The sequence below is a fragment of the Bradyrhizobium sp. USDA 4502 genome, from assembly GCF_054063355.1.
On sequence record NZ_JBSSGF010000001.1, the window covers coordinates 9,207,706 to 9,227,523 of the forward strand.

The window sequence follows — 19,818 nt, forward strand, 5'->3', positions numbered from 1 at the left end:
TGCGGCGACGTCGCAATACGACAATCTACGCAGAGATGCTCTCGTGATGCCGTCGGCGGCGTCTACAGTTCACAGAACCGAAAAAAAATCAGGAGGATGTAGTTCTTGGTCCAGGCTGAGAAGGATATCGTCGAGCAGATGCTCTCATCATTGACGATCAGCTTGTTGCAGAATCGTGTCGCGCCTTCCTATGAACAGGTGATGCATCATTTCGGCTTGGCCTGCGAGAAAGCGGGGCTGATCGCGACGGAAGAGGTGGCAATCCGGATATTGAAGCGCGTCTCACGTGAGATCAACGAGGCGCATTCGGTGCTCGAGTTTGTCGGTCGCGGCGCGGATCTACTACATTGAGGTCGAGGTCTAAGGAATTCCATCGCATCTGCAGATGCAGCTGTTCAATTGTTCAACCGAAAAGGCCTTCCGGCAAGAGCCAGTGGTCAGCTTTCGTTGGCCGAAGCCTGCGGAAACGTGAGTCGATCTGGCGAGGATCGGTCCTCGCCGCCCGATGTCGGAATAGGTGGGAGTTCGTCATCCAGGAAGACATAGTCGCCCGGCCGAAAAGACCGGCTGGACGTTTGTGCCGATCGCGGGTCGTGACCGCGCTTTGATCGCCGGCTTTGTCATCAGCTGATGAGCACGCCAACCATGGTAAGGCCTGACAGCTTAAAGGTGCGGCTCCGCACGCATTCGCTTCATTTGGACAGGAAGAAACGGCGTCGATGAATACAGAACAACTTGGCTCAGGCTCTCCTTCCGAAACTTCCGATTCGGAAACGTCCGAGCCGGGGTCTCTGGCCACGATGCAGTGGCGCGAAGCCCTGACGGATGCGCTGGCATTCGCCAATGAGGCATCCAGCCGGCAGCATGAGACCTTGGCGGACTGGGCTGCCGAAGACGGGCAGGGGCAACATGAGAATCGTCAACAGGCGGTAAGTCGAACGATGGATTGGCGGCAGACGGGCGACCTCAATGAGGCCCTGGATCTGTCATCGCTGTCCCTGACCTCCTTGTCTGGACCGATCCTGGCCGGGCTGCGTCGCCTGAACGTCGATGACAATCAACTGAACAGCCTTCCCGCGGACCTTCCGGCTGGTCTCCGGCGGCTCTATGCCAGCAATAATCGCTTGACCAACCTACCTGAGCTGCCTGCTGGCCTGCGACGGCTATATGTCATCAGCAACGGGCTGACCAACCTGCCGGCACAGTTACCGCCCGGGTTGCGGCGCCTGAACGTCGATAACAATCAGCTGGCCAGTCTGCCTGATCGCCTTCCGGCGACGCTTGAGGAACTGGACGCTAGCGGCAACCGCCTGAGCAGTCTGCCCGAGCTTCCAGCCGGGCTCCAGCGTCAGCGCTAGCCATAACGAGCTGACCAGTCTGCCCGAAACGGTGCCTCCTGAACTGCTATGGCTCGGCGCCAGCAACAACCAGCTAACCAGCGTACCCGAGACCCTGCCTGACACAGCTAAGTCATGACTCGAGTGTTGATCTGGAGAATAACCCGCTCCCCGATTGGGTGCAGGCCTATAGCGCGACAATCTGGCTGGGAAGCGCGCGACAATCAGGATGGCGAGTCGGTGTCGCAAGCGAGGTGATGATTGCCGCGATGATTGTCGCGCGCAAGAGTTTTGTTGGCTCTGATTGACGCGGAGCGTCAATCAGCGAGTATTTTTGGTGTCGCGTGCGACGGTGGCCGCCCTGGGCCGCGTTTTCGCTCGAGCGCGGTGCGCCTGCGATAGCTCTCGACGTTCATTTCGATGATGGTGGCGTGGTGAACGAGGCGATCGATGGCGGCGAGCGTCATGGCGGGGTCCGGGAAGACCCTATTCCATTCGCCGAAGGGCTGATTGGCGGTGATCAGCATCGAGCGCCTTTCGTAGCGCGCGCTGATGAGCTCGAACAGCACGCTGGTCTCGGCCTGGTCCTTGGTGACGTAGGCGAGGTCATCGAGGATCAGGAGATCGAAGCGATCGAGGCGGTTGATGGCGGCCTCGAGGTTGAGCTCGCGCCGCGCCACCTGGAGCTTCTGCACGAGATCGGTGGTGCGGGTGAACAGGACCCGCCATCCGTTCTCGATCAGGGCGAGGCCGATCGCTGCCGCCAAGTGGCTCTTGCCGCCGCCGGGCGGACCGAACAGCAGCAAATTGGCGCCCTTGCCGACCCAGCCATCGCCAGCGGCGAGCGCGGTCACCTGCGCCTTGGAGATCATCGGCACGGCCTCGAAGTCGAAGCTGTCGAAGGTCTTTCCGGCCGGCAGCCGCGCCTCGACGAGATGGCGCTCGATGCGACGGCGGCCGCGTTCGGCGATCTCGTGCTCGGCGATGACGGCGAGGAAGCGGGCCGCTGGCCAACCTTCCTTGTCGGACTGTTCGGCGAACTGTGGCCACAGCACCTTGATGGCGGGCAGCCGCAGCTCGTTGAGCAACAGATTGAGGCGCGCGGTGTCGACGGTGTTGGCCGTGTTCATGCGGCGTCTCCGATCTGGCTGGCGCCGACGAGGCACTCATAGCTGGCGAGCGGGGCAAGCTGCACCATGACCTGCGGCACGCAGGCAGGATCGGGCGCGAAGTGGGCGCACAGCCGTCCAAGGTCGGGCAGTTGGCCAGCGTTAAGGTCGGCGGCGAGCTGACCGGCGAGTTCGGCCTCGCAGCCGCGCTCGTGCGCCAGCGCCAGCAGATCGACCATGAGCCGGCAGGCTTTCCTGTCCGACAGCCGTTCGCGCAGGCGATCGAAGGTTCTCCGATAGGCCTCGCGCGGGAACAGCCGATCGCGGTAGACCAGATTGAGCAGCGCCATTGGCTTCCGCCGCAAGGAATGGATCACGTGCCGATAATCGACGACCTGGTCGTGCTTGCCGTTGGGATGCGGCCGCCCACGCGGCAGGGTGACGAGATGGGTGCCGCCGACGAACACGTCGAGACGATCGTCGTAAAGGCGCACCCGCAGCTGGTGGCCGATCAGGCGTGACGGCACGGTGTAGAACACCTTGCGCAAGGTGAAGCCGCCGCTTGACGTTACGCGGACAATCACCTCCTCGTAGTCCGAGGTGCGGCGATCTGGCAACGCCTGCAGGGTGGCGCGCTCGTGGTCGATCCGCTTGGCGTTGCGGGCATTGCGGCGGCTGACGATCTCGTCGATGAAGCCGCGGTAGGCGGCGAGATCATCGAAGTCGGCAGTGCCGCGCAACAGCAGCGCATCGGCGATCGTCCGCTTGAGATGGCCATGCGAGCTCTCGATCGCCCCGTTCTCGTGGGCGATGCCGCGATTGTTGCGAGAGGGCCGCATGCCGTAATGGGCGCAGAGGTCCTCGTACCGCCGGGTCAGATCGTCCCGCGCATTGCGGTCGAGATTGCAGAAGGCGGCCGACAGGCTGTCGGTCCGATGCTCCCGCGGCGCGCCGCCGAGCGACCACAGGGCATTCTGCAGCCCTTCGGCCAATGCGACGAAGCTCTCGCCACCGAGCACGACATGGGCGTGCTCGAATCCGCAATAGGCCAACCGGAAGTGATAGAGGCGATGATCGAGCGGCATGCCAGCGATGCTGACCCCGAGCTCACCCATGTCGGTGAAGTCGGAGAGGCCGACCTGGCCGGGCTCGTGGATCTGGCGGAAGATCACCTCCTGCTCCTCGCCGTGGATCGCCCGCCAGGCGCGGATCCGGCGCTCCAGCGTGCGGCGGATTCCGCTCCCGAGTTCAGGATGGCGTCGCAAGATCTCCTCGAAGATCGCAATCGGCCGCACGCCGGGGGCGGCCTTCAGCATCGGCACCACCTCGGCCTCAAACACGCCGGCCAAGGGATCTGGCCGGCGGCTGCCGCGGGCTCCCTTCTTCCGCGATGGCAGGCGAGGATCCTTCTCAATCCGGTAGGCGGTTGACGTGCTGAACGACGCCTTGGCGGCGGCCACGGGCGGGGTATCGGTCTGACGGTACTTCATGTAGAGCCTCATCTGGTGATCGGTAATGTGACGGCCTGGCAAGCGAGTGATTCCTCTTGGCGGAAGAACCACTTGCATAACCAGCCGGCCGCGATCACCAGACGGCGCGGTCCCTTGTGGATCGCGCCGTCGCCGAGCTCGTAACTCCGGTCGGGCTACGCCCTCCCTGCGTCACGAGCTCGGCGACGCTCTCTCATCCTGATTGACGCTTTGCTTCCATCCTGATTGCCGCGCGGCATGCAGGCCGGCCTGGCGACAGCGATACATGCCGCAGGTTATGCGGGTCCGCAGGTCTTTTTCTCGATCGCCGAAGGAGCTGTGGAAGTCCAGCCGCGGTCTCTGCAAGAGGTTGTCGCGGACTGGCTCGAGGCCGAGCCATCGGTAATGGCCGCCTGGCAGTGCTTCGAACAAGAACGGGGAGCCCCGGAATACGCGCGGTTCCTCGACCGGCTGTCGAGAACAGTGAGCTCTAGCGATCAGGAGTTCCGGCGGACGGTGATTAATGATCTGCGGCAGGCCGCGGAGAACAGCAACTTGCGCGAGCAGTATTTCGACCTGGCCCTTGACGCCAGTGAAACGTGCGAAGATCGGGTCACGTTGACCTGGAACGCGATGCAAAACGCACGCATGATCGAGGACGTCAAGAATGGCGTCTATGATAATGACGGTCGCCTTGCCGATCTGATCGATCTGGGCCGGGTCATGTTCCGCCTGGACGCGCTGGAGGGGATTGCCCGCAAGAAGGTCGAATCGCTGCAAGCCGAACTTCAACTGATCGGCGACGAGGACGCCGAGCGGTTGCTCGGACCCGACATCTCAAATGAGATCGCCAGCGAGATCAAGGGCGGGCTAATGCGCCAGGTGCTTACTGAGCGCGGCCTCCAACTGTGAAGCCGCATTCAATTCCAGGGCCTGCCAGTTCGATTCTTCCTATCGGCGGGTGTCACTACGGCGGGGCAATCTAGGTAGGCGGAGCCAGGCAATCAGGGTCTTCCGCATATTGGTGCCGTATGAGCGATCAGGATTAGACAGGTTGTCCGGAGTTCTCAAGCAGCCAAGAGCGCGCGACGATGCGTGCGGGCGGCGCCAAGCACATTTGTGTGCTGTTGCGCCAGAGCTATCTACGCCTCGCTAAGCGCGCAGCCATCATGATCGACTGCTATACTCACGCTCATCTGCAAGATTGGTGATGATACAATGCTGTAAGCTCGCTTGGGCCCACTGCTTCGGCTTAGTGCAGCGGGGTGCGCAGCCAGGATCAGCATCAGCGCGGTCCAAAGATCTATGCGTTACATGCGCCGGAGGTAGAGCGCAACGGCAAGGGCAAAGCCCCGCGCTCCTTACGAGTCGGCTGCAGGGTTAGTATCGCCACCCTTTGACGTCTCCGAAGGGCAGACAGTTCCTCCTCCTTGCCAAGGCATTGCATGGCAATCTCTTCGACGGGCGCACGCTCGGCCTTGTCATTGCCGACATGGAGAAGCTCACCGGCGTGGAGACTCGCCGCATCCACGCGACAAAGTGGCATCATGGTCACAAGCACCCGCATCGGCTCAGGGTCTGGATCTCGGGCCAGGTCCGCCGCGTCACCGCTTCCATTCGTTGCGAGATGAAGCGTCGCGCGGCTATCGAGCCCGTTATCAGCTACGTCAAGGGCGAACATCGCACGGAGCGCAACCATCTCAAAGGTCGCCCTCGACGACCGCATCAACGTCGTCCTTGCCGCCGCCGGCGACAACTTCGGACTGCTCCTCCGATGGCTGGCAGAGCTTTTGCGCGTCATCCGCGCCCTCGTCGAAACCGTCCCGGGTCACAACATCGCTTGAGCCGGGCGCTGCACCGGATCTTCACGGACGACCGCATAATCGAGATGGAATCCTTATCGCAATTGCATTCGATCACGCACCCTATCGACATAGATGGCGAGCGGGAACTTCAAGTTACCCTGGCGCGCCGCAGGCTCTCGATATTCGTCGCCCGAGATCGATAAGGCCCCCGCAGCATCACGCTCGATTCCAAATCGCGAAACATGGTGTAATTTCGTCGGATCCACTGATGCAGCTCGGAGGACCAGTCCTTTTCGTTGCGCAGATATCCGGTAAAAGAAAAGCTAAGTCGGTCTATATATCTCTTTAGAAACAGGGGCAGCGCGGGAATTCGAAGCACCCGCTCTGTGTCCATCGCTTCAGGTAATCCTCCGCACAGCACGAATTCATTGTGGACGGTGACCAGCGACGCCGGAGGAATCTGCCGCCGCAGCATTTCATAGCCACGAAAGGAGATGCGGTCAGCGCCCGCAACGAAGAGGATGATAGGCACGACATGGCAGCGCGCAGTCTCTTTCATAAAGCCGATCTCCTCGCACATCTTGAAAAACTCGTCGAAGGCGTGGAAGCCGAGGTCGATCACCTTGGCTACCCGATCGTGAATGATCAGCGGGTCCATCAGCTGCATCTTGCCATAAGTATCGATCACATCTGCGGTCTCCGTGATGTTAGGAAGGTAATCGAGCAACGACGGCTCCTTCAGATTGACATCGAAGGAGAGCGCCGTGCCATTTTTCAGCAGCAAGTACTCGCTCACAAGGCGAGCGACGAGGGTTTTGCCGACCTGCGGGCTAGGAGAGCAGATGATGTAGATGGGTGTCGCTAACATAGCCAGCAGATCAATCTCGCTTCGTGCTTGGGCTCAACCCGTCGCTCGTCGATAATGCGATTACTTCTCGGCACTCCGGACTGCTGACTTGGCGCCGGCCAATTCCGTCAGGTTGATGCGATCAAATTCGCTCCAGACATTTGCCAACCAGTGCCGTACATAGCCGCGCAGCACGAAGGAGTTGTTCGCCGGCTCATCGTTCCGCCCCTTATTGGCGACGAAGTCTACGAAAGGGACAGAAGCGACTTCGACCTGCTCATAGGCCATCTCGTTGAGCTTCGGTATGGTCAATTCGGTCGCATGCTTGATACGATGAAAATAGGAACTATAGGTCGATTGGTCCCACTGGAAGAACTGAGTGTCGTTGATGAAGTTCTTGACCAGATAGTACTTTGCGCCGCCCATGAAAGTTGCGGTCTCGGCGATCTCGTCCAGCGAAGCGATGGATGATCCCAGGATATGGAATACGGCGAAGGTGATCTGGCCGGACCGGGCCGAATCCAAAAAGCCGATGTCGCGCAAGGAGGCCAACGCTGTGGATAGCAAGCCGGCCCGAGCGTCGATGACAGTGACGGACAGTCCTGAATTTAGGGTATCGAAGATCTTCATCTGGTCCGCAGTCGTCGTCATATCGACGATCTCGGTGATTGCGGGATAGAAGCGCTTCAGCGTTCCCCGCGGCGATTCCGTGTCGAATGCGCGTGTTTGCACGTTATTGACATTGAAGTAGTCAAGGAGCGTCCGTGACACGGTCGTCTTGCCAACTCCTCCTTTGTCTGCGCCCACCACAATCACAACTGGCTTCACCATGGAATTCTCCTGAGACACTCGCTATCGCCGCGCGAAGTGCGCAAACGGCGAGTCTCTGTTTTGGGTGTGAACATGGCAGAAAGAAGGGGCAATAGATTCTTCGATCCGAGAGCGGCGCAACTGATGAAGTTTACCAACGTCAAGCCATCAGAGCGTTTTTGATTGCAGCGGCGATGCAGTCGAGAACAGCAGCTAATCACCCGTGATCGTGCTTCACGTGAGGTTTGTGAGGAGCTGAAAGAGCAATTAGTCGAAGAGTCGCCTCTGCGCAGGTGATGGCCATCGCGATCACCATCAACTGCACAGTTCCAGCTCTTTGACCAGCATGACATGACTTGAAGCTCACGTAACATCAGATTGTAGACTTGGTGGAAGCAGGATCGAGGCAGTGCGGCGCGGCTGCGTAGACGCGTTCGGCCCGTCGGGTCGCAGGCTGTGATGACCTGGTCGATCATCAAACATTTAACTTGACAATCATTACTGTCGTCTTCGGCAGGTGACGTGGCTAGTCAGTTCGAGGATGACAATGAAAGTATCGAGCCATCGGTCTATTGAAAGACACGCGGCAGGTTTGAGCGCTGGAGTGGAAGCGTAGCCACTTTAGCACCCAGCGAGCCGAAGTTGCTCCCGTGAAGAAGGCGGCGGCCGACCGCTGCGTGCGGCCGCGTCCGAGATGCTTGTTGGGGTCACAGCGGCCCACGTGACGCCTGCGCGTAAAGTGAGGATCGCCAATGGAAGACTGCCATCAGGCTCGCCTCCAAAGCACCTGGAGAACGTCGGTCGGACATCGCTTCCCGACGTCAAATAGGTCAACAGAGCCGAGGCTCCGGGCCGCGCGCTCAGCTTGGCAATGCGGACGTGGTTGGCGTAATTGGCACGAATTCGAGCTGGAGCCGAATGCGCGTGCGAGTTTTGGCAGTCTTTCAGCGCTCGGATTCGCTACACCGCGCTTGATCTCGGCGACCTGACGCGTCGTATGTGTGAAGAGCGTCGCGAATGGGTTGCGTTGGCCCTAGAGCATGCCGCACAACGATGGATGTGAAGGCAATTCGGAAGAAGGTCGGACTAACGCAGGAGGAATTTGCCCCGCGCTGCTCTGTAAGATTGGCCAGACTGCGAGATCTGGGAGCAAAGGCGATATGCTCCTGATCAGACCGCGCGCGCCTATCTGACGATTGTCCATCGTGATCCGGTCGCCGTGGAGCGCTGGCGCAAGAGTGTGAAGCTGCTTGAGTGGCTTAAGGGGCGCCCGCCTCGCGCACGCCCGACGTGAGGAGGCTTTCACGGCGTACACTCTACGACCTGCACCGGCTGATCTGTGCATCTGATGTCGAAATTGCGCTGACCGGATCGGCCCTTATTAATACCGACAGCACCGTTTATCGACCGATCACTCTGACCGTTTGGCCATGGCCTCTTCGATTTGGTCGGCAAGCTGCAAAACGGGCGCCGAGATGCTCGTACAGATCGCGCTTCTTCTCGTCAGTCGCACTTTTTGCTACCGCATATCCGGCTTCGGCATGAAGCTTCTTCACACTCGCCTCCACGTCCTCCATGGGGCCACCGACCCTTTAGTTTACCCTCTAGAGGTTGCGCTGTAGGGCAGGTGTCGATCCGCTGGCGCCACGGTACATAACGCTATTCCTCGACGGTAACACCAGCTGAGCACAACTGTAAGACGCCTAAAGGCGGATACTTATCGCGGCAGATCGAGTAAGGAGGGGAAACAGGAAGCGTCGACTTCATAGCTCCTGCGTCTTCGTCCCGGAGCCTCCAAAAGATGCGATTTCTAGCGCTGTGAGGACTTCCGGGTGCCGGGGATCGCTGCTTGAGCGAGAAGTGAAAGATTGGTAACAAGGCAATCGGTGAGCGCTCATTTGTGCTGCTCAGCCGTGAGTCCGAGAGTTGAGCCCGATCCCCCGCGGTTGCCAAGTGCCAGTTCTCGACCGGAAGGAGAATTGGAGAGTGAGCCTCGTGGTTACGAGCCGGGTTACCTACAAGCTAATTGGGTTTTTTCGGTAAGGTGGGTGATGGCGTGGCGCTTAGCTGCTCGGTGTGTGGCGGCGGCGTCGCGACCGATGGGACAGGGGACGACTGGGCTTCGCCAAGGCGGGCGCGGCCGACGATAATGGTGAGCAGGCCCTGGCCCCACAGTCGCTGCGTCGACGACGGCGTTGTGCTTTTCGAAATAGTTGATCGGTAGCTTGTCAAGCTGATGCTGCAGCAGCGTGCGCGCAAGTTTTGATGATGAGTTGAGCGCCAGCATTTGCGAGCCCTTCAGGTAACACTTTGCGTCATCGAGTTCCTGCTGGGTCGGCCCTACCTCGGCGATGTGGCGGGCTTGCTTCTCGATCTGTTCGACCGTCTCGCCGGCGCGATCGGCTCGGGTCGCGCATTTGCCGACGAACATGGCCGAATGAGTCCTCCAGACCAGGTGCTCACGTACGAAATAGGCTAGCTCGCGCTTCTCGCGGACTTCGCGGAACAGCCGCGACCTCAGACCTGCACCGCCGAGGATGTGGTTGACGACATAGGCGGCCATGAAATCGGGCTCGCCGCGGCGAACGCCGGACCGCCGAAAGCCATGACTGTCTGCGGCACATCGAACGGAATGAATGCGCGCTGCGGCGGCTTTGCCACGACCACGTCGGGTACCGGCGTCGAGTCCGCCTTGGCCGGCAAGCCGCCAAAGGTCTTGTCGAGAAGCTTGCAGAGTACCTCTGGATCGACGTTGCCGACCACCGCGATCTTGAGCGTGTCTCTTGCGATCACGCGTCGGACATGGCTCTTGAGATCCGCGACTTCGATCTTCGGCACGCTTTCGACCGAGCCTGCGGTTGGGCGGGCATAAGGATGATCGTTGAAGGCGACCTCTAGGAGCTTGCGACCGGCGAGTGATGATGGATCGGTCGAGTAATGCCGAAGGCGCGCAAGTACGCCGGCGCGGATTCGTTCGACATCGGCGGGGTCGAAGCGGGGCGAGGTTAGCGCCATCCTTAGAAGGTCGAAGGCCTCGTCCCCGTTGTCCTCGAGGGTGCGCAAGCCACCGCAGAAGTGATCTTGGGTCGATCCAAAGCTTAGCTCGATGGCGCGGCGGTCGAGTCGCTCATGAAAGGCCTTGAAGTTGAGATCGCCGGAACCTTCGTTGAGCAGGCCAGCAACCATGTGGCCAACCCCGGGTTTGTCGGTGGGATCTTGAGTCGCGCCGCCCCCGAAAGCGAATTCCATCGCGATCAACGGGACGGTGGAATCTCGGACGAACCAGACTTCTATACCGCAAGACGAGACCAAACGCTGGATCGTGGTCGTGATGGCGGCAAGCGAAGGTGGCGAGGTGAGCATCGCGATTGAGAGCGACGCGCCGCCGAGGAGAACCTCACGTCGTGTGCAAGAATAGGTCACTGCAGCTTCTCCCCGTGCTGTGGCGCTGACTCTTTGATGAGATAACCCGTCACCGAGCGTCTCTTGTCGAGCCATTTGCGCGCGGCCTCCTGCACCTGCTGGGCGCCGACGGCGCGGATGCCGTCCGGCCAGCCTCGGATATCGTCGATGCTTCGTCCCGTCGTCAGGCCGCGGCCATACCAGCTCGCGACCATTTCGTGATTGTCTTGGGCGTAGATTGCTTGCGCAATCAGCCAGGTCTTGACCCGCTCGAGATCTTCGGGAGTCGCCGGATGATGCGCAATGTCGGCGATCATCTCGTCGGCGGCGCGCTCAATCCGGGCGAACTCGACGCCAGGTTTTGGTGTGACGGAAATCCCGAATTGCGAGGGGTCGAATGCGGTAGCGTGGTAGCCCGCCGATGTACTGACCGCGAGCTGCTTATCGATTACCAGCGCGCGATAGAGATATGAGTTGACGCCACTGCCCATCAGTTTCACCAGCACCTCGAGCGCTGCGCTCTCCCCGGCGGCCGCGGTGCGAGCCGACGGTACGAGATAGCAGCGGTGCAAGGCTGGCTGCTCGACGCGGGGATCGGCCAGCGTCACGGCGCGCAGCGCGGCCGGGGTCGGCTCCTGCGGTCGCAGGCGTTGAGCGGGGATCGACGGCTACGGGGGGATGTCGCCAAAATTCTTCTCCACCATCGCGTGGATCTCAGTGGCTTCGACGTCGCCCGCGATGATCGGGATGGCGTTGTTCGGTGCGTAGAAACGCTTATAGAACGCGAGCGCATCCTCGCGCTGGAGCTTTTCGATCTCCTGCCGCCAACCGATCACAGGACGGCCGTAGGGATGGTTGAGGTAAAGCGCCGCCATCATCTGCTCGGCGAGCCGCGCACCCGGATCGTTTGCGACCCGCATATTGAATTCCTCAAGCACGACGTTGCGCTCGGACAGCACGTTCTCATCTTTTAGCATGAGACCAGTCATTGCGGTCAGCTTCAAGTTCCATTATCTTTGCCGAGGTGCTCGCGCGGCACATGCTGGAAATAGCTGGTATAGTCGGTTCCGGTGAACGCATTTTTGGTTGCCGCCGACGCGCAACACGGTCTGGGAAAACTCATCCGCCGGATGTTTGGAGGTGCCCTTGAACATTAGGTGTTCGAGGAAATGCGCCAGCCCCGATTTGCCCGGCGGCTCATCGGCGGCCTCGACCTTATACCAGATCATCTGAGTCACAACGGGTATCCGATGATCCGGAATCACCACCACCTGCAGGCCGTTATGAAGCACAAAGCTAGCCGGTCGATCTGACGTGACCGTGTTCTGGGCGAAGACGCTCTCCTCCTCGGGAAAGTATAGGTTACCATCCGTGCTATCATCTGTTCTGTGTTCGATCGCCAGGGCGGTGCGCGTCATCGAACCGATCGCGTCAGTGGTGATACCTCCCGCCGTGGTGGTGACCGAACGCCCGTTCTACATGGCATCGCCTTCCATTCAATAGAGATTCACGTGCTGTGGCGGACAGACCGACAAAGCGGGAAGCTGCACACTGTTTGGCAAGCAATAGAGCAAAGGCCGGGCCAATTGCCCGATGGCCCGCGCAAGGCCGAACGACGCGCCAACCGGACGCAAAACAAACCCGGCCCGGTTGTTCTGGCCAAACATCAAGCGCCGGCATGTCGTGGGCACGACGTTGCGCACGAAAGCCCACAACGGTTGGCGCCAATTAGCAACTTACAGGGAAGGACGGATTGAGCTGCGATGATGCCGAATAAACGTTCGCGAGGGCTCGCTGGTAGAATCTCGCTCTACACCGCAAGTGGCTTGGCAATATTTCTCATGGTTGCGAGCCGAGAATTTGCGATGAGCTCCTTGGAGTACACTGTGCCGAAGTAGTCCAGGACGAAGGTGCCAGAATAGCGTAGATTTGCGCTCGCGCGGATTAGGTTATCGAGAATTGGGCCGACTTGCCCAATGCGGTCGCGATAGCGCGCGCGGATGACGTTAACAGCGTTCATCGAGTGAACCGCCTCGTCGGCAATGATCTCCCGCAGCCAATGATGAAATTTAGTGTTCCCAAGGCCGTCATAAAACGGCTTTTCTGCTGCGTAGGCGCGGCAAGTGCACATCTCGTCAAATGCGATCATAACCATGAGGGAGAATTCGTCCGTTAGGTGCTCAGTGATCGGACCAAAATCATGCGGTCGAGCGTCCAATCTCTCTCGAAGATCCCTCTCGGCTCCATGAGCGACAAGTTCAATGATGCGGATGAAGCCATCGGTGTGGCGCTCTTCATCGATCGCCCAGGCGTCGAGAAATGCCGCAGCTTCATCGGTAGCGATGAGGTTTCGGTCGGCTAGTTCTTGTTTCAGATATCGGGCGTCATACTCCGTATACAGATCAGGCCACAATTTATCCCAGCGTGCGCGTATGGCCGATGGTTCGGCGGTGAACATCGCAGGCGTAAGAGCGTTGAACAATTCTTTTGGATTCCAGTTCCGTCGAACCGGCGTGATCATCCGAGTCCCCTCGTCGCGAGCGCTCTGGCGGACAAGTCGTCTGCTTGACCTCCCGAACCCAAGAACCATATTAGCTACATACAGGCACGTCGTCGCCTCCTAGTTTTGGTAGGGGCTATTCCGGGCATACACTTCCCGGCGTACCAGTGTCCCCTTTAAACAGCCAGTACAAGCTCATCGCAGTGCGAAGCAAGCCGATACGCTCATGATGACCGCTGATTGGCTCGAACGCCGTCTCCGCGAAGCCCACTGAACCGTTCGCTATCAATACGCATAGCATCGCTAGGCCACCGTCGGCCGGCTGCTCGGGCGCGCTATATCTTGAATCGCTACCAGTTTTCTGTCGCGCAGCTTCGAGCAATGGGGCACGCGCCCAAGCAGCGTATTGTGCTAGGATGCTGGTCAGCGGTTGAATAGATCCGAACATCGGAACGATGAGCAATTGCTCCCCGTCGATCGTCATCGCTGTTCGGCACGAGAGCTGCCATTCGCCCTCCACTGCTGTCGCTCTGCCGTGTCCGATTTGATACTTTCATGTCTCGACGGCGACGCCGCAGTAGCAGGGCGTCCGGAGCGCTATATCAAGCACGTGTCTTTCCTGTTCGTGGACGGCAGCCTCTCAGGGATCTTTTATGGCACGTCGTTTGCTCGTCGAGCAAAGGGACCAGATTGGCCCCGCAATTGTAGGCGAGAGCACAGACGTGCCAATTGGTGACCACGAATGACAGGCGGGGGTTCTGCTCAGGCGTCGTCGTCCATATACAACGACAAAGGAGATGATGATGACGAAAGAGAATGGAATAAACAATGACATCGGCATTGCAGCCGGCGCGTTTCAGGACTTCACCAAGCGAGTCATCGGAACGCAAAACGAGCTTTTGAAAAAGTACTCAGAGGCCTATTGGCACTGGCAGGAGCGCCTTCAAACCGAATCGACACAATTGACGGAGTTCTTCAAGGAAGTCTCCTCCACGACTTCGGCGCCCGACCAGATCGGCGTTCTTCAGGCCTGGGTGAAAGGCGCCAAGCAGCGGGTCACGGAGGATTTTATCTATTCAATTGAAACCGCGAAAGCTCTCACTAATGTCGGACTGCAGGCTTGACTGGTTCCCGGCCATCGCAAGGTAGCGGCCTCGTAAACACCTGGAAGATAGGGTGACGGCTGAACCGCTATGGTGTGCCTGTCGATTCGTGTACCTATCGACCACATATTGTCTCTTCCTGAGTCTTAGCGGCGGCTTACAGTCAGCCTAGTGTCGACAAGCCGCCGCACAGGCATCAAGCGCTGGCCGCGCCATCGTGATCGGGCCACGGCGTGCCTGCCGTCGCTCTGCGGTTGTGGGCGAGCGTCGGTCTCCGTCTTCCCTTCTAGCGCAAGCGACAGCACGAGATTGTTTCGCAACATCGCAACAGCCGTTCCTGGGGTGCGCGAAGTCCCGCGCACCATTCGGCTATGCCATTTCAAGACCGAACGAAGAGATGCAAATGGATTCGTTGCGCACGCTTGATTGCAGATCGTCTCACGACCGTGCACGCGAAGGAGGAGGACGCGCGGCGAGTTCCAACTTGCTGGCAAGTCTCGCCGATGCAATCCCTTGATCCGAGACAATGACATGGCTGTCTTCGTGCACAAGAATCGCCCTTCAGCGCGCTGTCTCATTTTCATCGGCCTCGGAAACACTTGAGCACTGTTGCATGATGGGTCACTGATGCGATTATGGGGCATGATTGCCATTCCACCAAAGACATCACTTTCCATGAAGGCCGTCCTCGCGCGGCGCGGCGAATAGTCGGTTCACCGTAAGCAGGCGGTGGGGGCAGGCATCAAGCATTCATGGTCCGCTCTTGCTCGCTGGACTATCTCGATCGGGCCAACGCCTGTCGGCCGTCGGTCTGCGATTGGGGGCTGACGCTCTCTGGCTCTGTCTTGCTGTCAAGTGCGAGCGATAGCGCGAGATTGTTGCGCAACATCGGATTTGCCGGGTCGGCCGCGAGAGCTTGGCGGTATAGCGCCTGGGCCTCCTGGTGGCGGCTTTGGTGATCGAGGACGACGGCTTTGGCGTTCAGTGCGCGCAGGTCGCCGGGTGACGCCAACAAGACGGTATCAAGCACCTCAATCGCCTCGCCCGGGCATTTACGAGCCAGCAGTTCCCGCGTCAGAGGAATCGCGGCATCGGCGTTGTCTGGTCTTTGCTTCAGCGCATCGCACAAATGCCGCTCGCCAGCGTCTCGAACGAGGGCGTGAGCGATTCGCTCTCGCATGGCGGGATTGATCTTCGCAACGCCGACCAACTCTGCTGTAGGCGTCTGCTGCGATGAAAGACCCGGGTGGTCCAGGTTAGCGCAGCCTGCGAGCAGCAAAACGGCGAGAACTGGGAGAAAGGCTGAGCTCGCGTGCGGACGAAAGCTACGCCGGCACCGCAGAATGTCGATTTCATACGACTTCATAAGTTATCTCACGCCCACAGCTGTACTCGTCAGCCGGCCGCACGGAGAGGATCGCGATGCTCTCCTATGGGGGTCCTGTCCTTGCCAGCGGAAAGTTTGACGGAGCCAATCGGCTGGACCGTGAAGTCCGCGGCAAGATCCTGATACGAGAGAACGGGCAGATCGATTCCGTTACGGGTGAGGAAGCCGCGGACGAAGCGCCGGATATCCATCGAGCCAAGAATGACTGGCTGGCTCTGACTCCGCGCGAGGCTCGCATGGATCTGATGGAATTGTGAAAGCAGCATCTCGCTTTGCCGATCTTCCAAAACAAGATAGGGGCCGACAGCGGTTTCGCGCACGGCACCACGCACGATATCCTCGGTTTCGCGCTCGACGATAAAGGCAGCGACAACACGATGGGCGTTGGCATAGCGATGACAAATCTGGCGCTTCAGACCGGAGCGGACATATTCGGTCAGCAGCACGGCATTCTGCTCCCGTTCGCTCCATTCTGCGAGCGCCTCCAGGACTAGGCGAGTGTTGCGGATCGGGATGCCCTCGTCCAGCAAGCGGCGCAGAACGTCCGCGATGCGGGGGATCGGCGTCGTGCGCAGCACCTCCTTCACGAGATCAGCATATTCTTGCTCCATCCGTCCGAGCAGCTGACGGGTTTCTTGAATGCCCACCAGGCGTTGAGCATAGCGCCTCAACGTCGACTGGACCCGCAAGGCGATCACATCGCTTGCACGGTGATGCCCTATTCCGGCTGCTTTGAGAGCAGGAGCATGAGCTTGTTCGATCCAGATCCGGTTCGTGTCTGGGTCCTGCCGAAAGGGGATTCCGCTCAATTCAATGTTTACCGCGTCGTCGTTGAGCAAGAGTTGTGTCGGCTTAAGGCTGTCCGCTTCGACGGGCACTCCCTCGACATCCACCCTGAATTGCGAATCCGCCAACTGCTGGTCGACTTGGGTTGGAATGCGCGGAATCGCGATGCCAAGATCAGATGAGACCAGTGCCGAAACCCGTGCGATGCCCTGCTCAAGGTCTGCTTTGTCGATCGCTTGTGTCAGGTTCGGCGCCAGCAAGAGCGTGATCGGAAGTGCTTCCGCAGGCACGGGTTGCTTCTGACCCTGTGCGGAAGTGGGAGCCGCACCGGTCGAACTGGCGCCTGTCTTGATGTCCGCTTTGCCATCCTGCATACCAACCTTGAGAAAGCTCGCCGCACAGAAGAGTGCGGCCAAAATGACGAAGGGTGGCAAAGGGAAGCCCGGAACAAGCCCCATCACAACGAGGACGCAGGCGGCCAGCCGTAGCGCTTGTGTGCTGGCAGTAAGCTGGTTGACGATATCGGCGCCAAGATTAAGCCTAGAGGGACCGTTGACGCGAGTGACGATGGTCGCCGCTGTAATTGAGAGTAGCAGGGCCGGAATCTGCGAAATGAGTGCATCGCCTATAGTCAGGATGGTGTATTGATGCATCGCCTCCTCAAGGGACATGCCCTTAGAAAGCGAACCGATCGTGATGCCGCCCAGCATGTTGATGCAGATGACGATGAGGCCGGCGATAGCGTCGCCCTTCACAAATTTCATAGCGCCGTCCATGGCGCCGTGAAGTTGGCTTTCTCGCTCCAGCGCGCTGCGCCGGCTGCGGGCTTCGTGCTGATCGATGTGGCCGTTGCGCAGCTCCGCGTCGATAGCCATCTGCTTGCCGGGCAGGGCGTCGAGCGTGAAGCGCGCCGATACCTCTGCGACGCGTTCGGCCCCCTTAGCGAGAACCATGAACTGTACCATGGTCACGATGAGGAATATGACAATTCCGACGGCGATGTTGCCCGATATGACGAAATCGCCAAACGTATGGATGATGCTGCCGGCATCGCCTTCGGCGAGTATCAGCCGCGTCGTTGCAACGGTAAGTGCTAGACGAAAGACTGTGGAGATAAGGATGACGCCCGGCAGCGACGAAAAGTCGAGCGGCGTATTGAGATAGAGGGCGACCATCAGCAGCAATATGGCAAAGCCGAGATTGAAGCCGATCAGCATATCGAGCACCACGATTGGCATCGGCATGATCATCATTCCGATCGCCAGAAGCAGCATCAACGCGACCATCAAATCCGGGTGAGACGGTGCGCGGGCGACGAGATTTCGTAGGTTCCTGGCCATGCAAAGCCTTATCGTTTGACCGGAGCCGTGCTGCCCCGCAATGAAACATAGCGCTTGAAGGTGGCCTGCGCCTCGACTATGCGGCCAGCCTGACGCAGAGCATGGCTGCGTAGCAGGAGCAATGGCGGGCGCGACGATGGCTGATCATCAAGCACGTCCAGCCTGTCCAATACCGATAGCGCTTCCTCGCCGAGGCGCTCTGAGATGAGAGCATAGGCGAGGATACGAAGCAGCTCGACGTCTTGAGAATGTTCGTGAACCACGGGCCGTAAAAGAGCCAGGCTGTGTGCGCTCTGCCCGCACGCAAGGTGGACATAGGTAAGCGCGCAGAGCAAATCGCGCTCGGGCCCAGAGATCGGCACCACCCCATCGGTTTTGAAAACATTTGAGGACTGGGTAGGTGTGAAGTGTTGCACTCCGCGCGGATCTGGCATTGCTAACCTTGGATCAAGCCGTTGTGATTCTGCCGGAGCAGGATTAACCGCCGTAGTTCCAGCCGCAGAAGCGCGGCCCCTTCGCGTGCCACCGAGCCCTCTGGCGCGGCTGACAGCGCATCGGCCAGGCGCTCGAGGAGAAGGCCGTGTTGCTCTGGACGCACAACATGCGAATGACGCAGGCGGGGCGTGACGAAGGAGAGCAGGCTATCCGCGAGATTGGGGCCGTTCAGCCATGCAAGTTCCGAATTCGTTCCGATCTTATCTGCGTGCTCGGTGGCATCGGTGGGATTGATCCGCGAGATTGGATCGATTGACTTGAGTTCGAGCGCGTTATCGATCGTATTGGCAGCCAACCGCTCCTGCGCCGCGCGGTCCTGGACAACTGACGTGTGAGCGTTACCGCCTTTTCCATGGACCTTGTCGATGCCGATGCCACTGGCCTGAGGTGTGGCCGGGGCGACGGCAGGTGCATGATGCTCGTTGTTGATTCCCTGAAAGGCGGTGCCAAGCTCTACGGACCGCTGCGGCAGCCTAGTCATGAAACGTTCCTTCGTTGCCCGAGGGCTAAAACTTTAATAAGATAGAGCAGCAAGCTGGCCATTGCGTGTCAGCAGCACACGTCCGTCCTCGATCTCCTTTACGGTCCATCCATTGCTCAAGATCGCGCCCACGAAATACTTTTGACCAGAAATGACCAGGTAAGGGTCGTTTCCGCGCCAAACCGCCTGGACGGCAATCGCGGGGGGCGTCTTCTCATCCTTGATGGCGACCGCGCTGACGAGCGTATAACCACCATTGCTGTCGACATCGAATCGCTGCTGGACTTCCCGCCATTTAGCGAGCGAGGCAGGCGTAATGGTGCCATCGGCCGTCACAACGCCCGGCCCAGAACCGACTTTGATACCGAGCAGGCCCGCTGCATCAACTTCCCCTTGCAGCCGTCGAGCAGCTGCGTCGGCGGCCGGAGCATCAGGGGCGGCGAGCGCGACTTTGGGGCCAATGTCCGCGGCGGAGGACGAAGTGCTCGGTACTGCGGCGCCGTCGGACTGGAGAAGGCCCGTTGAGACAGTGCTAACTGCGGCAGAGCTGATAAGGACCAAGGCGAGCACGGTAATCGGTACATGCCGGCGACCGGTAGAGCCGGCTTGTTGAGAGCCATCGATCGACAAGCGAATGGACATCGCGCCCATACGGATGACGGCAGGAAGAGGGAGAACAACGATCTCATTTGGCGAAATAGAGTCGCGGCCCTCGATCGCGACGTCTGCGGCAAGGGCCTCGATCTCGATCGAGCTGACATGCCAGCTGACGCGAAGATGGTGCGGTTCGAGGCCTTGCTCGACGAAGACCAAATCAGCATCGAGGCTGCTGCCAATCAAGCACGAGCCGCCCCCCGCCTTGCCGGTCAGCCCGGAATAAGACCCCGACAACACTTCGAAAAGCGGGGAAGCTGGTTCATTCACGGTCGCCTCCTGAATGAAGAACG

Annotated in this window: 14 protein-coding genes and 3 pseudogenes; 5 read left to right on the forward strand and 12 right to left on the reverse strand. The window is 59.6% G+C overall.

Translation table 11 applies throughout. The features are described from left to right. Positions 1-105: 105 nt before the first annotated feature. Together ACVW1B_RS42880 and ACVW1B_RS42885 are read left to right on the forward strand one after the other, a co-directional pair. Positions 106-351: a hypothetical protein gene (locus ACVW1B_RS42880; RefSeq protein WP_253603966.1), complete on the forward strand. Its 246-nt coding sequence runs from the start codon at positions 106-108 to the stop codon at positions 349-351. Between the two features lie 368 nt (positions 352-719). Beyond that, complete coding sequence (locus ACVW1B_RS42885) at positions 720-1,358, forward strand: hypothetical protein (protein WP_245314102.1); 639 nt, start codon at positions 720-722, stop codon at positions 1,356-1,358. Positions 1,359-1,654: 296 nt separating this feature from the next. Here ACVW1B_RS42885 and istB read toward each other — a convergent pair whose 3' ends face one another. Both istB and istA read right to left on the reverse strand, forming a co-directional pair. Continuing rightward, the gene (gene istB / locus ACVW1B_RS42890) at positions 1,655-2,467 is read right to left on the reverse strand and encodes an IS21-like element ISBj11 family helper ATPase IstB (protein ID WP_253603964.1); all 813 of its coding nucleotides are present in this window, start codon (positions 2,465-2,467) and stop codon (positions 1,655-1,657) included. Continuing rightward, a complete protein-coding gene (gene istA / locus ACVW1B_RS42895) occupies positions 2,464-3,978 on the reverse strand; it encodes an IS21 family transposase (protein WP_456794406.1) in 1,515 nt (504 codons plus the stop codon). Before istA ends, istB begins: the two co-directional genes overlap by 4 nt. A 195-nt stretch (positions 3,979-4,173) precedes the next feature. Here istA and ACVW1B_RS42900 point away from each other — a divergent pair, with 195 nt between their 5' ends. After that, a complete protein-coding gene (locus ACVW1B_RS42900) occupies positions 4,174-4,827 on the forward strand; it encodes an NEL-type E3 ubiquitin ligase domain-containing protein (RefSeq protein ID WP_253588035.1) in 654 nt (217 codons plus the stop codon). Between the two features lie 194 nt (positions 4,828-5,021). Then, a pseudogene (locus tag ACVW1B_RS42905) lies at positions 5,022-5,759 on the forward strand (IS5/IS1182 family transposase); the annotation flags it as partial. Between the two features lie 109 nt (positions 5,760-5,868). Here the strand turns inward: ACVW1B_RS42905 and ACVW1B_RS42910 are convergent. From ACVW1B_RS42910 to ACVW1B_RS42930, 5 genes and pseudogenes are all read right to left on the reverse strand, one after another. Next, positions 5,869-6,588 carry a hypothetical protein gene (locus ACVW1B_RS42910; protein ID WP_069280069.1) on the reverse strand — a complete coding sequence of 240 codons (720 nt, stop codon included), beginning with the start codon at positions 6,586-6,588 and terminating at the stop codon, positions 5,869-5,871. Between the two features lie 60 nt (positions 6,589-6,648). Then, positions 6,649-7,398, reverse strand: a complete 750-nt coding sequence (locus tag ACVW1B_RS42915) for a P-loop NTPase family protein (RefSeq protein ID WP_057018235.1) — start codon at positions 7,396-7,398, stop codon at positions 6,649-6,651. A 2,001-nt stretch (positions 7,399-9,399) separates the two neighbouring features. Further along, positions 9,400-10,740 (reverse strand): annotated as a pseudogene (locus ACVW1B_RS42920) (M16 family metallopeptidase). A 56-nt stretch (positions 10,741-10,796) separates the two neighbouring features. Beyond that, positions 10,797-12,071 (reverse strand): annotated as a pseudogene (locus tag ACVW1B_RS42925) (M16 family metallopeptidase). A 518-nt stretch (positions 12,072-12,589) separates the two neighbouring features. Then, positions 12,590-13,300, reverse strand: a complete 711-nt coding sequence (locus ACVW1B_RS42930; RefSeq protein WP_245314099.1) for a hypothetical protein — start codon at positions 13,298-13,300, stop codon at positions 12,590-12,592. A 782-nt stretch (positions 13,301-14,082) separates the two neighbouring features. On the opposite strand from ACVW1B_RS42930, the gene ACVW1B_RS42935 reads away from it, so the two are divergent. Next, the gene (locus ACVW1B_RS42935) at positions 14,083-14,403 is read left to right on the forward strand and encodes a hypothetical protein (protein WP_141713663.1); all 321 of its coding nucleotides are present in this window, start codon (positions 14,083-14,085) and stop codon (positions 14,401-14,403) included. A gap of 754 nt (positions 14,404-15,157) precedes the next feature. Here the strand turns inward: ACVW1B_RS42935 and ACVW1B_RS42940 are convergent. The 5 genes from ACVW1B_RS42940 to ACVW1B_RS42960 are packed head-to-tail and all read right to left on the reverse strand — an operon-like array spanning position 15,158 to position 19,795. After that, positions 15,158-15,748 (reverse strand): tetratricopeptide repeat protein, encoded by a 591-nt coding sequence (locus tag ACVW1B_RS42940; protein ID WP_069280066.1) that lies wholly within the window; start codon positions 15,746-15,748, stop codon positions 15,158-15,160. A 29-nt stretch (positions 15,749-15,777) separates the two neighbouring features. Continuing rightward, complete coding sequence (gene sctV / locus ACVW1B_RS42945; RefSeq protein ID WP_069280065.1) at positions 15,778-17,895, reverse strand: type III secretion system export apparatus subunit SctV; 2,118 nt, start codon at positions 17,893-17,895, stop codon at positions 15,778-15,780. Between the two features lie 8 nt (positions 17,896-17,903). Beyond that, positions 17,904-18,329, reverse strand: coding sequence for a tetratricopeptide repeat protein (locus ACVW1B_RS42950; protein ID WP_069280064.1), 426 nt, complete (start codon positions 18,327-18,329; stop codon positions 17,904-17,906). A gap of 2 nt (positions 18,330-18,331) precedes the next feature. Beyond that, a complete protein-coding gene (locus tag ACVW1B_RS42955; RefSeq protein WP_069280063.1) occupies positions 18,332-18,871 on the reverse strand; it encodes a hypothetical protein in 540 nt (179 codons plus the stop codon). Positions 18,872-18,904: 33 nt separating this feature from the next. After that, entirely contained in the window at positions 18,905-19,795 is an 891-nt protein-coding gene (locus ACVW1B_RS42960) for a SctD/MshK family protein (RefSeq protein ID WP_069280062.1), read from the reverse strand. Between the last annotated feature and the right edge of the window lie 23 nt (positions 19,796-19,818).

Excerpts from the sequence above, each read along its gene's own strand:
- ACVW1B_RS42885 (WP_245314102.1), top strand. The coding sequence starts at position 720 with ATGAATACAGAACAACTTGGCTCAGGCTCTCCTTCCGAAACTTCCGAT.
- istB (WP_253603964.1), bottom strand. The coding sequence starts at position 2,467 with ATGAACACGGCCAACACCGTCGACACCGCGCGCCTCAATCTGTTGCTC.
- ACVW1B_RS42900 (WP_253588035.1), top strand. The coding sequence starts at position 4,174 with ATGCAGGCCGGCCTGGCGACAGCGATACATGCCGCAGGTTATGCGGGT.
- ACVW1B_RS42910 (WP_069280069.1), bottom strand. The coding sequence starts at position 6,588 with ATGTTAGCGACACCCATCTACATCATCTGCTCTCCTAGCCCGCAGGTC.
- ACVW1B_RS42915 (WP_057018235.1), bottom strand. The coding sequence starts at position 7,398 with ATGGTGAAGCCAGTTGTGATTGTGGTGGGCGCAGACAAAGGAGGAGTT.
- ACVW1B_RS42930 (WP_245314099.1), bottom strand. The coding sequence starts at position 13,300 with ATGATCACGCCGGTTCGACGGAACTGGAATCCAAAAGAATTGTTCAAC.
- ACVW1B_RS42935 (WP_141713663.1), top strand. The coding sequence starts at position 14,083 with ATGACGAAAGAGAATGGAATAAACAATGACATCGGCATTGCAGCCGGC.
- ACVW1B_RS42940 (WP_069280066.1), bottom strand. The coding sequence starts at position 15,748 with ATGAAGTCGTATGAAATCGACATTCTGCGGTGCCGGCGTAGCTTTCGT.
- sctV (WP_069280065.1), bottom strand. The coding sequence starts at position 17,895 with ATGGCCAGGAACCTACGAAATCTCGTCGCCCGCGCACCGTCTCACCCG.
- ACVW1B_RS42950 (WP_069280064.1), bottom strand. The coding sequence starts at position 18,329 with ATGCCAGATCCGCGCGGAGTGCAACACTTCACACCTACCCAGTCCTCA.
- ACVW1B_RS42955 (WP_069280063.1), bottom strand. The coding sequence starts at position 18,871 with ATGACTAGGCTGCCGCAGCGGTCCGTAGAGCTTGGCACCGCCTTTCAG.